This is a genomic window from Ruegeria sp. BC3 (genome assembly GCF_056539265.1).
Map to the genome: position 1 here is coordinate 1 of NZ_JBQFUP010000012.1, position 14,114 is coordinate 14,114.

The window sequence follows — 14,114 nt, forward strand, 5'->3', positions numbered from 1 at the left end:
CCCCGTCAACCGCGTCGACAACGCATATGGCGACAGAAACCTAATCTGCACATGCCCACCAATGGACGCATACCAAGAAGCCGCTGAGTAAACCTCGGTGCAAACAAGGCCCCGCCAAGCAATTTGGCGGGGTTAACCAACAGCAGCAGGGAGTTCCTTTTCCGGCGCTGAGCAAACCGGAAGTGTTGAATGAAATGAGACACTACGTCGTACAAAATGATCGCTCAGACAAGGCTGAGACCTTTGCCCCGGTGTCCGAACGTATTCGGCACATTGATGTCATTGTGCGAAACGGTGCCGACAAAGCGTCTGCTGAAATCGTCAAAGAATTCTACCGAGCTTTGAACAGCCTGACAGAAAACGACACTTACATCGTTAACGTGCGTAGTCTGGCCGAGGACAAGGTTGGTGGACCGCTTTATTGGGCGGGGCGAACGGCGATCTTCTGGGGTGATCTTGAGCATAACTGGGGTCTTGAAGGTGAACACAAGGTTTGGACCGCGCAGGTTTTGAACCTGGCACCCCGAACTCTTCTGGTCGGAAGTGCCGTCATGCTGTTGGCACAACCCGGGCGTTCTGATCGCCGGGTCGCGGCAATACACCCATGTTTGGAGCCTGCCGCTTCAGAATTGGGAATAACAAATTGCGGTGCTTCCACACATATGTGCCCGAAAGGCCGTCTGCATAGTGCGAACTCTCGCATCAGCTCATTAAGGTTGCTGGCTGCGCTGGTTGCGTCGGATCACGGTGAGTATCTTGCAGATGAATTGCGCAGATATGTCGGACTGGAAGAGCCGCGGCAAGCGACAGAAAGCCAGATTGCAAATCGGCTGATCCGCAGGGCCAATGGGGATGAACTGGTCACTCTTACCTTGGCGATCATGTCGGAGAACATCGAAGAACCACTGAGCATCTCTGATCTGTCAGAAAAAGTTGGGACGTCGATCCGACAGCTGCAAAGAAGGTTTCAACTCAGGACAGGTGCCAAGCTTTTGGGGTCGTACAAAGAGCTTCGGTTGGAAAGGGTTCTGAGCCTGCTCAAGCACACGGATATGCCCTTGGTGGAGATTGCCGCTGCAACTGGTTTTTCTTCCCGGCCAGCGATGGCGCGCGCCTTTTTTGATCACTACAGATCCAGACCCGAAGAGAGCAGGAAAAGGCGCTATCTTGGCAGCGCGGCCAACTAGAAAACCGGGCCGCGCTGTTGGTACGCGTTCTAGGTAACGCGCGACCGGCACATTCAGATCAGGTGCTCAAACCGCCGTCGGCGCGCCAATTCGCGAACCCACCTCGGTGTTGTTTCACAAAATGCTTTCAATTTTGGCGAGTGTTGCGGAGTTAACAGCGACACCCTGCACGCGCGCTGCAAGGCGTTTGGCACTTCGCCCGTCGCCCGGCAAATGAGAGCCGTCTTGCGCGCGGATCGCCGCAACCAGGCCGGAAACTCCGGTCTCAAACGCGCCTTGCGCCGTCGCGCCGGGGTCTATCGCGATGAAAAACTGCCCCGTTTTTGGCGGACCACCTGCCGTACCCGAGAAGGGTGAGGCGTTGATGCCCAGGGTGGCTCCTGTCAAAGCAGCGGCCAAAAGCTCGACCATCAAAGCAACGCCAACGCCCTTGTAACCGCCCGAAGGGGCCATCGAGCCCTTCAGTCCGACCTCGGGATCAGTGGTTGGGTTGCCGTCGGCATCCAGTGCCCATCCGACCGGGATTGGTTTGCCTTCGCGCGCGTGTTTCATAACCTCACTTTTCGCGATTGTACTGGCACTTTGGTCGATCAGCAGCGCAGGCTCACCGTCCGGTCCGGGCGCGGCGACGGAAAACGGATTGGTGCCCACGACAGGTTTGGACCCGCCGGACGGCGCGATTGAGGCGGGCGCGTTGGTGAAACCAAGACCAACCAGCCCGGCCTGCGCCAGCCGATAGGTGTGATACCCCAAAACGCCACAGTTATAGCTGTTTTTGATAGCCAGAACCGCCACGCCTTGTTCACGCGCGGCAGGGATCAGGGCTTCGAACCCTTTGTCGATAGCCGCATGCGCAAAGCCTGTTGCCGTATCGACGGTCACAACACCCGGTTTGGGACGGGCTAGAACGGGCTTGGCCAATCCATCGACCTTGCCGCATTGGACATGCTCACAGTAGATCGGGATGTAGGCCAGACCATGGCTTGCAACCCCATCTGCTTCAGTCGCCGCCGTGGCTATCGCCAACGGTCTGGCATTCTCCTCCGAGGTGCCGGCCGCCACCAATGCGCGGAAGGACAGGTCTTCGATTTCGGCGAGTGTCAGGGTTCGGGTGTCGGTCACGTGCGTTTCTCTTCAGTCATTGTCGGAAAGCCCGGCACCTGCCCCAAGCAGGCGGGATTCCTCGGTTGCAGGGGCGTATGTGCGGTGGGCGAATTGGTTCAGAACCGCCCAGTCATCCGCGTTCGGATGCGCACGGGTTTTCTGTTCGCGGGGCAAGCTCTGCGTGGCAGTTTTCGAGATGATGACCCTTTGCGCCTTTTCCGGGAAGCTGCCGGGTGACGACAGGTGTGTGCCATCTGTCACGGCGTGCATATCGTCGAATTCGATTTGCAGCGCGCATTTCTGAATGCGGGCTGCGTTCGACACAAAGGGCAGCAGCAGGGCAGGGGCAGCAACCCGCTGCATTTTGATTGCACCGGCGCCCTGAGTTTGGGCGGTGTCAGATAGCAACGGGCCAACCGAAAGAGGGCAGAGGTCGCCCTCTGCATGCCACAAGTCATCCAGATTGTGAGGCCGATGAGAGGCAGGGTCCGCTGCAAATCCAAGAGCCAGAAGCCGCGCCAGCGTCTCTACGCCGTCCAAGCCTTGCGCGCATAACCAACGTGTCGCTTTGCCCGCTTCTTCGGCCTGCCCCCAGGAGTATCCCGCGCCACGTGTGGCGCGTTTGGCGGTGGCCTCGATCTCGTTCAATGACAAATTCATGCCGTAACCTGCGGATAGACCCAAAGATCAGCGTTTTCGCTGGTCAGTTCTTCGGGGTACGGCGCACCGGAATACATGCAGATTCGGACCCAGCGGTCGGAACGTGGATCGAAATGCGTCGCGCCAAAGAACGATAGCTTTGCGCGTAACATGTCGATGGGCAGCACCTTGTCGCTGATCGTGTTGTCACGGATTTCGCCATAAGGTGCGGTTCTGGCCACCTGAGCGCGCCGGATCGTATGTCGGTGCTCCGGATGGCGCAGCAGGAATTCAGCCACCGATTTGGTGCCCTCCCACTCACTTAAAGCCGAATAGGCGGCAGCGGCATCGCGCGCAGGGGCCAAGGGTTGTTCATAATCCTCAATGGGTTCCTCGAACCTTTCCCCCATGCGGGGTTCAAGCTTTTCTTCCGATACGTACCAGGCACGGGCGCAGTTTTCGGGCGCTGCCCAGTCCAGATCGAGGGCCCAGTCGTGCGTATTCCGGATCAACTCGCGCACTTCCCCAATGGGCATTTTCCCATCGATGACAAATGCCTCGGATCGGCTGTCCGCCATGCAACCCGCCAAGCCGTCCGCAAGGTCTTCGTAAGGTTCAAGGATCAACGAGGCCAGATATTCCTGACCTTCTTCGGAGAGCGCTGTTTCTGACCAGTTGATCAGCGCGTCCCAAGGGTAAGCCTCGGCCAGTCCCTTTGTCGCCAGATAGCTGGAAATCGCGTGCAGGTCGGCGTTTAGATCCGCAAGCTTGCTAACCTGTATCGGATGCTCGGATCGCCACCAAGAAATCGAAAGCTGGCTGCGCTGAAAAAGCTCTTGGAACTTGTCGATCTCAGCAGGGCTGGCGATTTCAACGGACCGAACGCGGGCCAGCGCCTCTTCCCGTGCCATCACCCAATTGTTGAACAGAACAGGGTGGTTGACGATGAACGGAGCCATTCCGAGGCCGGTGGAGTTCCCGATCCCCAGCCAGCGCGCGATATCCGGATCCAGCTTGGCGGTGTGATCGCCACCCTTCACGGCGGCCATATGCTGGACAAGGTCCCGCACAAAAGTCCGCGTCAGATAGACTGATAACATCTCGACCTGAAAAGGGGCCTGTGTTTCAGGCCGGTCCGCAACCTTTTCGCGATCAGCGGCCCCGAACTTGCCCGACCCGTAAACGGCCGTTGTACGCATCAGGTAGCCGACCTGATAGATCTGGTTCAAATCAGGTTGCTGCCCTGCTGCCAACGCGTCCACGACATGTTCCCACAGCCGGACCGAGCGGTTGGCGCGGGACAAGGACAGCTCGGTCTCGCTGACGCGGCCAGCCTCTTGCAAGGGTACATTTTTGGACAGTCGCTCTATGTCGGCCTTGGTGGGGATCCCGTCAAAGAGTGCAAAAGTCGCATCCCATGCATCGGCAATCACACGATCCGAGCGTTTTTCCGGGGGCAGGTCATGAGCGAATGCCACCAGTGAGTATGCCCGGTCCGGCCCCTGCGCCGTGTAGACCGCTGTGCCAACACCCGTGTCATCAATATCAAAAACCGGGCGTGAGAAAGACCAGTTCTCGCGCGCCATGCGGCGGGTCAACTGGCGCATGAAACTCAGCCGACACTGATGAAACGATCCAAGCCGCGACAGCCGCATGACATTTGCGGGGTCTCGCCTTTCGATCCGTGTCTGCGTCTGTGCTTCCATTTGGTTACCCTTGCGCGACAAAATTTTCGGCAAAGAACCTGTACCAGTTCCCACCCATGATCCCGGCGACTTCGTCGTCATTCAGGCCGGTTGCACGCAACCCACTTTCGATATTCCCAAAGTCCCGGTTGTCCCGGAACCATGCTGGCATTGGCGGGAAGCCTGGATTGCTGGCTGACCCCTCGCCATAGTCGATCTGTTTGGTCCAGCGCCCGACACGCATCCATTCGACCACGCTGTCAGGCTGATCCTGACACAAGTCCGTACCGATCCCGAGGTGTTCTGCGCCATATTTCTCGGCCGTCCGTGCGATCATTTCGCAAAAGCTGGTCAGCGTGCAGCCCGACTTGTCCTTCAGGTGATGAGGATAGACCGAAAACCCCAACATCCCACCGTTTTCCGTGACCGCCCGGATCACCACATCACGCTTGTTGCGCAGGGCAGGGGCCCAATCGTGCGGGTTCGCATGAGTGATCGCGATCGGGCGTTCGGACAGTTCAGCCGCTTCGATGGTGGATCGGTCCCCCGAATGACTCATATCCACCACAAGCCCGACGCGGTTCATTTCTTTGATGACTTGGCGACCCATGCGGGTGATGCCGGTATCTTCGGCCTCATAACAGCCAGTGGCCAGCAGAGACTGGTTATTGTAGGTCAGCTGCATGAACCGGGCACCCAGTGTGTGCACGATTTCGACCAGTCCGATGTCGTCTTCGATCGGCGATGGATTCTGGAATCCAAAGAATACAGCCGTGCGCCCGGTTTCGCGCGCTTTGTCGATATCGCTGGCCCAGAGACCCTTCATGATCAGGTCCGGGTATTGCTCGAACCATCTGTTCCACTGCTCAAAGTTCAGGACGGTTTCACGAAAATTCTCATGATAGGCGATTGTGACATGGATCGCGTCCACGCCACCTTCACGCAATTGCCGAAAAATCTTTTCGGACCAGTTGGCGTATTGCAGCCCGTCGATCCGCATCACATCGGGTTTCCGGCGCTGATATAGGCAGTTTTCACCGTGGTATAGAACTCGGCCGCGGCCTTGCCCTGTTCACGCGGGCCATACGAGCTGTCGCCGCGCCCACCAAACGGCACATGATAGTCAGTCCCGGCAGTGGGCAGGTTCACGGTCACGACCCCGGTGCGCGCGTTGCGGCGGAAATGCGTGGCACGGGCCAGACTCTGGGTCACGATGCCCGATGTCAGGCCGAAATTGGTGTCGTTAACGGTGGCGAGTGCCTCATCATAGCTGTCGACTTTGATGACCGAGGTCAGCGGTGCGAACATTTCTTCACGATTGATGCGCATCTGGTTCGTGGTGTTCAGGAACACGCCGGGGCTCATGTAATAGCCGTCATGGGGCATGTCCAAACGCTGTCCGCCGCAGGCCAGCTCTGCCCCTTCGGACTTACCCAGATCGACATAGGCCAGGTTTTCCGCAAGTTGCTGCGCGCTGACGACCGGCCCCATCTGGGTGCCCTCTTCCAGCGCGTGGCCCACTTTCATCGCTTGCGCGCCAGCCACCAGTTTTTCAACGAAAGCATCGTGTATGGCAGAATGAACCACCAGCCGCGACGAGGCGGTACATTTTTGGCCGGTGCCGCCGAATGCACCACCCAAGGCCAGCGTTACAGCAAGGTTAAGATCGGCGTCATCCATTACGGCCAACGCGTTTTTCGACCCCATCTCCATCTGCACCTTGGTCAGGTTTTGAATGGCCGCCGCCGCGATGCCCTTGCCAACCGGAACAGAGCCGGTGAACGAGATCGCGTTGACCTTGGGGCTTTCCACCAGCCTTTGCCCGATGGACCGGCCGGACCCCATGACAAGGCTGAAGAGGCCTTTGGGGATATCCTGACGGTTGATGATCTCGGTCAGGGCCACAGCAGAAGCCGGAGTGATGTTGGCGGGTTTCCAAACCACGGCATTGCCATAGCAAAGCGCCGGAGCGATCTTCCAGGACGCGGTCGCTGTCGGAAAGTTCCAGGGGCTGATAACAGCAACAACGCCGACCGCCTCGCGCCGCACATCGACTTCGATGTCTGGGCGTACCGAGTCCGCGTTCTCTCCTATCTGGCGCAGACACTCGGCGGCGTAATAGGTAAAGAACTGCCCGGCGCGATAGACCTCTCCCTTGCCTTCGGCCAGTGGTTTGCCTTCTTCGCGACTAAGCAGAGTGCCAAGTTCTTCCGCGCGCGTCATCAGCTCGTTGCCGATGTTCATTAAGACTGCCTGCTTGCGTTCCAGTCCGTAGGCCGCCCATTCGACCTGGGCTATGCGGGCCTGATCCAGTGTCGCTTCCAGCTGATCTGCGCTGGCCTGTGCGAAATGACCGATCAGGTCGCTCAGGTCTGACGGGTTTCGGTTTTCGATCTCGCTTTCGCCAGCGACCCATTCGCCAGCGATCAGGTTTAGTTTGGTCACAATAGGCCCCACGACAAAGCTAGTTGCGGGCACAATGGACTCTGACTGCAATATCAGTCAAACTCAAACAAATTAACTCAACTTCAGAAAATCTGAAATATGGCAATCAAGATCGAAATGCTGCGCTGCTTTTGTGCCGTCGCGCAAACCGGCAACCTGTCCGAGGCCGCTGACCGCCTTGGTCGAACGCAATCCGCAGTGTCCATGACCCTGAAACACTTCGAAAGTCATCTGGGCAAAAAGCTGTTCGTCGGAGAGCGAAAGAACCACCTGTCCGCTTTGGGCGAGCAAGTGTTCGAGATGTCCCAGAGGCAGGTGCGCCAGTTCGACCAGACCGTGCAGTCCATCGAGGCCACGGCCCATTCCGCCAACGGCCTGATCCGCATCGCATCTGTCCCGTCGGTCGCTGCACTGGTATTCCCGTCAGTTCTTGAGCATATGACCCAGCGGTTTCCCGGCCTCAAGGTCGAGTTGCGGGATACAGACACGCAACAGGTTTTGGACGCTCTTGCCGAAGGAAAAGCGGATCTGGGGATCGTGTCCGGGCTTCACCCAATGAAAGGCGTCCAGACGATCCCCTTGTTCGAAGATCAGTTTGGTCTGGTTTGCGCCGCTGATCATCCCCTCATCACAAGGCCCGAGCCGCCGACCGTAGAGGATGTAATAGCGTCTTCTTTCGTTAGAAATGCCTTGTGCGACCTGATCCAAACCCCAAGTTTTGTTCAGGCGATCGAAGATGCGGATGTCACCATTCACAACACGCACTCGCTGATAACGATGGTCCGCACCGGTAAATGGGTAACGATATTGCCGCAAACCGTCGCGCGTTTCATCCCGCAGAGCACCGCGTTCCGGGCTTTTTCTGACCTGCCCGACAAGCGGCAGGTCTATCTGTGCGTCAAGGAACGTCCTCGTTTCCAGGACCAGATAGACGAGTGCAGCGCGTTCATTCTGAGCAGAAAGCTGGTCTGAACGCGTAGGATACCCCTTTTTGTAAGGCGGTCGATCTAGGTTTTCGTTCCATGTTATGATGCATATAGCCCCCGTGCCGTTCGCTGGAGGAAGCTTTTGCTCCCACTCGAGATACACTTGCAGCGCTTTTGACCTGCCTTAGCTACCTCTTGTCGATATGCCCTTGTTGATGCACACTTATACCAGAGGAGGGATGTCTGCCTCATTCCGGGCTCTGTTGGCAGACGGACCGGCGCTTTGGGAGGAGTGCGTGATGACATCCAAGACTGCAGGCTCCAAACCACCAGACAATCTGACGCCGCAACGGAATACCATTCCCGAGGTCAACAGAGTTTCGGCGGATGACATTACCGCCTCTTTAAAAGCGGGCTTCTCCGACTTTCTCGCCCGCCCGGTCATGAGTGGCTTTTTCGGATTGTTCTATGCGGCTTTTGGCCTGCTGTTTGTGTGGGTGCTGGTCTGGTTGGGCAAGATTTGGATGATCATCCCGGCCGCAGTCGGCTTCCCACTGGTTGCGCCCTTTGCGGCGGCAGGCCTTTATGAAATGTCACGCAGGTTGCAAAACTGTCAGAGTTTCGGCTGGTCAGACATCCTGACTGTCATGGCCGATCAGCGCAAGCGCGAGATGGGCTGGATGGCATTTGTCACCCTGTTCATATTTTGGGTGTGGATTTACCAGGTCCGGCTGTGGCTGGCGATCCTGCTGCAGGATGCGTCTTTTTCAGATTTCGGTGGGTTCATGCACACAGTGTTCTTTACCCCCAAGGGCTGGACTTTCCTTACAATTGGCACCGGCATCGGCGCGTTCCTGTCGTCGGTTCTGTTTTCGGTAACGGTAATCGCAATGCCTATGCTGCTTGATCGAGAAACAGATTTCGTTTCGGCCATGCTCACATCCATTCGCGTGGTCACCGAAAGCCCGGTTGTCATGCTTCTGTGGGGGGCGATCATTTCGGTCACCATGCTATTGTCGATGGTGCCAGCGTTTCTGGGCCTGATCTTTACGCTGCCAATCCTGGGCCACAGCACATGGCACCTTTATCAACGGGCCGTGCCGCCAGTCGAAAGCTGATTGACGTTCAAACAGTGATCCTGTGAGGGTTTGCGGCTTAGGCTCTGATGATTCCGATGGTTGGTACGCGGAAATGTGCCTGGTTTTCCGCCTCAATCCGGCTGATTTGTCACGAAACTGTCAGGTTGAGCCGTTAGCCCTGTGCTCGGGTCGAAAAAAATCGCTCTTTTTCAATCGTTTGAAACGGCCTACGGGAAACCCCCAATTCCTTCGGGCGAAGCGATTCATTAACTTCGAATCATCCAAGGAATTACTGCGGACAATACCACTTTTCCCCGTGAGGGGCTGGCTACTTACCCCCTCGGCCGGCCCCTCAATAACCCCCCGACATGATACCGAGCCGACGCTTAGGTCTGTGTTTCCAGCTGATGCACTGCCGTACGCACCAGTGCGGGTAATTCGTGGGTGTCGCTGTAACTGTGGGTATGAGGGATCTCTGCCAACGGCGTTTTTCGGTACCCTTCGGAGAACAACAGGAATGGTACTTTGGCCCGGTCGGCGGTTTCTGCATCGACTTCGCTGTCGCCCACATACAGGCGCGGGCCTGCGGACGTTACCGCATCGAAACTGGCAAACAGCAGCTTAGGGTCCGGTTTGCGCACCGACAGCGTGTCGCCGCCAAACACAGTGTCGAAATGATGCGCAAGGTCCAGTGCCTCAAGAACGTGACGGGCGGGGCCTTCGGGCTTGTTTGTGCAGATACCAAGAACACAGCCCATTTCGCGCAGTTGCGTCAGCGCCTGTTGAACGCCGGGGTAGGGAACAGTTTTGTCGCTGGAAGCCGCGTTGTAGTGCGCAAGTGTCAGCTGGGACAGTTCGGCGTGGCGTTCCATTGGCAGGTCACAATGTTCTATGACGCGCGCAACCAGATTGGGCAAGCCCTTGCCCACGAACTGTTTGATTGTGTCTTGCGACAATGGTGCGGTGTCGACGTCCTGCAACATCCGGTTGGCCGCTGCGGCGATATCCGGCAGGCTATCGATCAGCGTGCCGTCCAAATCGAACATGATAGTGGCGGTCATCACAGTCCTCGCAAAGTACCTGCGTCGGACCTAACCCGCTTGTTTTCGTTACGCAATCACCTGCGACACCGTGATGTTTTGTATTGGCCTTGACATACCTGACTAAATTAATCAGATTACCTGAAAGACCCCCGCAGCCAACCCAATTCGGGTCAGCCAAACATTTGAAAGCGCGAACGAAACAAGGCCTTTCGCCCGAGAACCCATTGGAGTTGTCCTGATGAATGTGCAGAACCCGAATCCCAGCCAGTCCTACGCGGTGTCCATGCTTCCGGCTCATAAGGCCGAAGATCTGACCAAGGGCGGCAATCTGGCCCATATCGAGTTGGGTGACCAACTGTACACCCTGCGTATCACGCGTGCCGGCAAGCTGATCCTGACGAAATGAGCACACCTTCCTCGCGCGGCGGGGCTGCGGTTGGGCGTTTGTCCGACCTTGGTCCGATTGAAGCTGGTGCCGTGATGTACCTGCGGCTTTGGAGTGAAAGCCCCAAAGCCCGTGCGGATGCGGCCAGCGATTTCGAGATTGCGCTTGGCTTGGATCAGGGGCGTGCCGCCATGATGACGCTGGACCGCCTCTGCGGGCTGTGCGCCCATCACGGTCGCCGCCCTCTGGTGCGTCATGGGCTGGGCTGTTCCTGCCTTGGAGCGGATGAGAACTGTTTTGCGCAGATGATCGCTGCCGCATCCGAAGGTGCCCGCGAAGACGCAATGATGATGGCTTCACTGATCGTTCGGCCGGATTACGCTCCGGCTCTGGCATCTTTGTCCGAGGAGATGGGTATGGTGCTGCGCCGCATGACCGCGTCGGTGCCACTGTCGACGACCGGCCACAAGTCCCCCTCTGCCGTGCTGCACTGAGCAGCGCGCAGGTACAAAACCCCGGCACCCTCGGGCCGGGGTTTTGTCATTTCAGCAGCACCCGCAGCCCGCGTGATGATGATCGTGGTCGCAGACCGGGGCAGGGGCGTAATCGCCAACTTCGGACAGCACTGCGCGTAGCGTCGATAGGATCATGTCGACGTCTTCGGCTTCGATTGTCAGGGGTGGCCGGATTTTCAGGATGTTGTCCTTAGGCCCTTCGCTGCCGATCAGAATCCGATGATCGCGCATGCGGTTCTTGACGTATTTGCAGATTTCGGTGCTTTCCGAGCTATCCGGATTGATCAGTTCGACCCCGACAAAAAGGCCCATACCCCGCACATCGCCAACGCAGGCAAAATCGGATTCGATCTGGCGCAGCCCATCCATCAGACGTGCGCCCATAACCCGGGCATTGTCCTGCAATCCTTCGTCATCGACAATATCCAGAACTTCCTTCCCGATCCGGCAGGACAGGGTCGAGCCGCCGAAGGTCGAAAAGAATTCGATCCCGTTGTCAAAACTTTCTGCAATGGCCTTGGTTGTGACCAGAACACCCAGCGGATGGCCGTTTCCGATGGGTTTGCCCATGACAACGATATCCGGCAGCGCGCCTTGGTGTTCAAATCCGAAATAGTATTCACCCAGACGACCAAGGCCGGTCTGCACCTCATCGGCGATGCAGACGCCGCCTGCTGCCCGGATTTTTTCGTAGACTGCGGGCAGGTACCCCTTTGGCGGAATGATCTGACCGCCGACGGATGGGAAGGTCTCGGCTATGAAACCGGCGAGGCCGTGGCCTTTGGCCTGCAACGCGGCGATTGCGGGGTCCACCAGATCTGCAAACTTGTTCGCGCGTTCCGCATCACCGCGCTTGAATGACCCGCGATAGTCGTCGGCGACCTCGACCAGTTCGACCCAATCGGCCTGACCGATCCCGCCTGGTTTGTTGAATTTGTAGGCCGAGATCGCAACAGCCGCGTTGGTATTCCCGTGATAGCCGTGGTCCGGCGTCACGATCCCCTTGGCCCCTGTATGGGCGCGGGCCAGACGCAAGGCTAACTCATTGGCCTCGGTGCCGGAATTGATGAAGAAACAGACCTCGAACTGGTCTGGCAGCTTGGACAAGACTTTGTCGGCAAAATCCGTCTGCGCCGGGTGCAGATAGCGCGTGTTCGAGTTCATGCGCTTAAGCTGGTCCGCCGCAACGGCCTGAATGCGCGGATGCGCATGGCCCACATGCGGGACGTTGTTATATGCGTCCAGATAGGGCCGTCCCCATTCGTCGAACAGGTGATGCTTCCAGCCACGCACCAGCATGACCGGATCGTCGTAGGTCAGGCTGAGATTCCCACCGAAATGGTCATGCCGCCCCTGCAAGATCGCGTGCTTATCGGTCGGGCGATAGAACACCTTGTCGTCTGGCAGGTTCAGCAAAGCCGCGGGGTTGGGGCAAACAGCGTGCCACAACTCCATCTCATCCGGGTCGCCAACACCGGGCCAGTCGTTCTGCATACCGTCGGTTGTCAGGGCCAGCTGGAAATGCACATGCGGGGCCCAGCCGCCATTTTGCGTGGCGTCGCCCAGCCGTGCGAAGGCCGCGCCCTGCGCCACCGGGTCGCCCGGCTTCAGGCGATCGCAGACCTCGGGGTCGAGATGGCCGTAGAGCGTATAAAACGGATCACCCTCGGGTGTTTCGTGGTGCAGAATCACCACGCCGCCATAGTCCAGATGCGCATCACGGTTTTCGACGGCCTCGACCCGGCCGCTCACGGGGGCATGCAGCACAGTTCCGGCTGGGGCGAATACATCCACGGCCAGATGAACCGTGCGACGGTCCGATGCCTTCCAAGGCCCTTTGCGGAACGCCGGCTCGGCATAGATAAGGCGGGGTTCGTTGTAGTAGCCCAGCCAGAGGCCCTCTCCGAATTCCTCGCCCACGCGCGCGGCTTCATCCAGCGGCATGTGGAACGGGTTCTGCGGCCAGGTCGAGTTTTCGACTGACAGCGATCCCATGGGAACTTCGCTAAGGTCCTGATCGAACATCTCAGCGAACTGACCGCGATGCTCGGACAGGTAGGCGTGGATGCGTTCAGCCCCGTCAGTCACGGGCAACCCACATGCCGCACGCAGCCGAGCGGACATCAGGCTACCATTGACCGCATCGTTCTCAAGAAACCGCCATGCCGGGGCCTGGCTGATGGTCACGTAAGGATCATCAGGGTTCTCGGCTGCCATCAAGGTCGAGTTCACCACGGACACAGCCAGCCGCATGCGCAGCAGGGGCCAGATCAGATCAACCTCGTCAGCCCGCAACCGGTTGGCCGCGTGATAGCCGCGTACCAAAGCGGTCAACGCCTGTTCGGGTTTTGGATGGTCCAGCACGATATACGCCCCGGCAATCGCCAGATCGCAGATGCGCGGGGCGGCACACATATCGCCCAGATCAATCAGACCCGAGATGGTCTTACGCTGCCCAAGCTCGCCCTCGACCAGGATATTGTAGTCATTGGCATCATTGTGGATGGCCTGTTTCGGCAAGCCAGCCAAACGATCTGAGATCGCTTGAAAATCCGCAGAAATTTCTGACAGCAATGCACGCCGCGTCGGGTCGGTAATGGCGTCCAGTTTGTCAGCGACCCAACCCGCCTGGGTCAGATCCCATTTAAAGTCCGGACGGTTCAACCCTTCGTGCGTGAACCGCTCTAGCGCTCGGTCAGTCGCGCCCAGAACCCGGCCAAGTTTCAGGATCAACTCGTCCGACTTCGGTGCAGCCTTGGCATAGCACTGACCGGGCAGACACTCCAACAGCCACACCAGCCGGGGCTGACCGTCCTGATCAGGGATCTCGGGCAGCACAGCGCCGTTGAGATCGGGGTGCACTGCGGGAAAGGGCAGCCCCGGAGCCTCAAGCGCGATATGCTTCAGCGCCTCGACCTGAAGGTCAATCAGTTGGGCTTCGCAGCCAGGTCGCATGACTTTCAGCACATAGTCCTGCCCATTGGTGGCGCGGACCAGAAAGTTCAGGTCATATTCACCGTCCAGTCGGACCAGCTTGGCCTCAAGCCCCCAATGGGCGCGCAGGGCGAGGGCCCAGAAATCTGTCAGCTCAGCCATGGGGCCACCT

The 14,114-nt window shown here is 58.2% G+C and carries 12 protein-coding genes; 5 read left to right on the plus strand and 7 right to left on the minus strand.

All coding sequences use genetic code 11. The features are described from left to right. The first annotated feature begins 194 nt into the window (after positions 1-194). Positions 195-1,187, plus strand: coding sequence for a helix-turn-helix domain-containing protein (locus ACR0MV_RS20525; RefSeq protein WP_480703531.1), 993 nt, complete (start codon positions 195-197; stop codon positions 1,185-1,187). 114 nt (positions 1,188-1,301) lie between these two features. Here the strand turns inward: ACR0MV_RS20525 and ACR0MV_RS20530 are convergent, their stop codons facing one another. From ACR0MV_RS20530 to ACR0MV_RS20550, 5 genes are read right to left on the minus strand one after another with little or no spacing between them, the layout of a single operon-like run. Then, positions 1,302-2,309, minus strand: a complete 1,008-nt coding sequence (locus ACR0MV_RS20530; protein ID WP_480703532.1) for an Ldh family oxidoreductase — start codon at positions 2,307-2,309, stop codon at positions 1,302-1,304. Between the two features lie 12 nt (positions 2,310-2,321). Further along, positions 2,322-2,951: a DUF3726 domain-containing protein gene (locus ACR0MV_RS20535; protein ID WP_480703533.1), complete on the minus strand. Its 630-nt coding sequence runs from the start codon at positions 2,949-2,951 to the stop codon at positions 2,322-2,324. Further along, positions 2,948-4,636 (minus strand): hypothetical protein, encoded by a 1,689-nt coding sequence (locus ACR0MV_RS20540; protein ID WP_480703534.1) that lies wholly within the window; start codon positions 4,634-4,636, stop codon positions 2,948-2,950. Before ACR0MV_RS20540 ends, ACR0MV_RS20535 begins: the two co-directional genes overlap by 4 nt. 4 nt (positions 4,637-4,640) lie before the next feature. Further along, positions 4,641-5,615 carry a membrane dipeptidase gene (locus tag ACR0MV_RS20545; protein ID WP_480703585.1) on the minus strand — a complete coding sequence of 325 codons (975 nt, stop codon included), beginning with the start codon at positions 5,613-5,615 and terminating at the stop codon, positions 4,641-4,643. After that, positions 5,615-7,060, minus strand: coding sequence for an aldehyde dehydrogenase family protein (locus ACR0MV_RS20550; protein ID WP_480703535.1), 1,446 nt, complete (start codon positions 7,058-7,060; stop codon positions 5,615-5,617). The genes ACR0MV_RS20545 and ACR0MV_RS20550 overlap by 1 nt, the downstream gene beginning before the upstream one ends. A 99-nt stretch (positions 7,061-7,159) precedes the next feature. Between ACR0MV_RS20550 and ACR0MV_RS20555 the strand changes: the two genes are divergently transcribed. Both ACR0MV_RS20555 and ACR0MV_RS20560 read left to right on the plus strand, forming a co-directional pair. Then, the gene (locus ACR0MV_RS20555) at positions 7,160-8,032 is read left to right on the plus strand and encodes a LysR family transcriptional regulator (protein WP_480703536.1); all 873 of its coding nucleotides are present in this window, start codon (positions 7,160-7,162) and stop codon (positions 8,030-8,032) included. Between the two features lie 253 nt (positions 8,033-8,285). Beyond that, positions 8,286-9,104, plus strand: coding sequence for a DUF2189 domain-containing protein (locus ACR0MV_RS20560; protein ID WP_480703537.1), 819 nt, complete (start codon positions 8,286-8,288; stop codon positions 9,102-9,104). Positions 9,105-9,451: 347 nt separating this feature from the next. On the opposite strand, the gene gph is transcribed toward ACR0MV_RS20560, so the two are convergent. Beyond that, positions 9,452-10,126: a phosphoglycolate phosphatase gene (gene gph, locus ACR0MV_RS20565; protein ID WP_480703539.1), complete on the minus strand. Its 675-nt coding sequence runs from the start codon at positions 10,124-10,126 to the stop codon at positions 9,452-9,454. Between the two features lie 220 nt (positions 10,127-10,346). Between gph and hemP the strand changes: the two genes are divergently transcribed. Next, positions 10,347-10,514, plus strand: coding sequence for a hemin uptake protein HemP (gene hemP, locus ACR0MV_RS20570; RefSeq protein ID WP_082637147.1), 168 nt, complete (start codon positions 10,347-10,349; stop codon positions 10,512-10,514). After that, a complete protein-coding gene (locus tag ACR0MV_RS20575) occupies positions 10,511-10,987 on the plus strand; it encodes a hypothetical protein (protein ID WP_480703540.1) in 477 nt (158 codons plus the stop codon). The genes hemP and ACR0MV_RS20575 overlap by 4 nt, the downstream gene beginning before the upstream one ends. Before the next feature lie 51 nt (positions 10,988-11,038). Here ACR0MV_RS20575 and ACR0MV_RS20580 read toward each other — a convergent pair whose 3' ends face one another. Next, on the minus strand, positions 11,039-14,104 hold the full coding sequence (locus tag ACR0MV_RS20580; protein WP_480703541.1) for an aminotransferase class III-fold pyridoxal phosphate-dependent enzyme: 3,066 nt from the start codon (positions 14,102-14,104) through the stop codon (positions 11,039-11,041). Positions 14,105-14,114 lie beyond the last annotated feature (10 nt).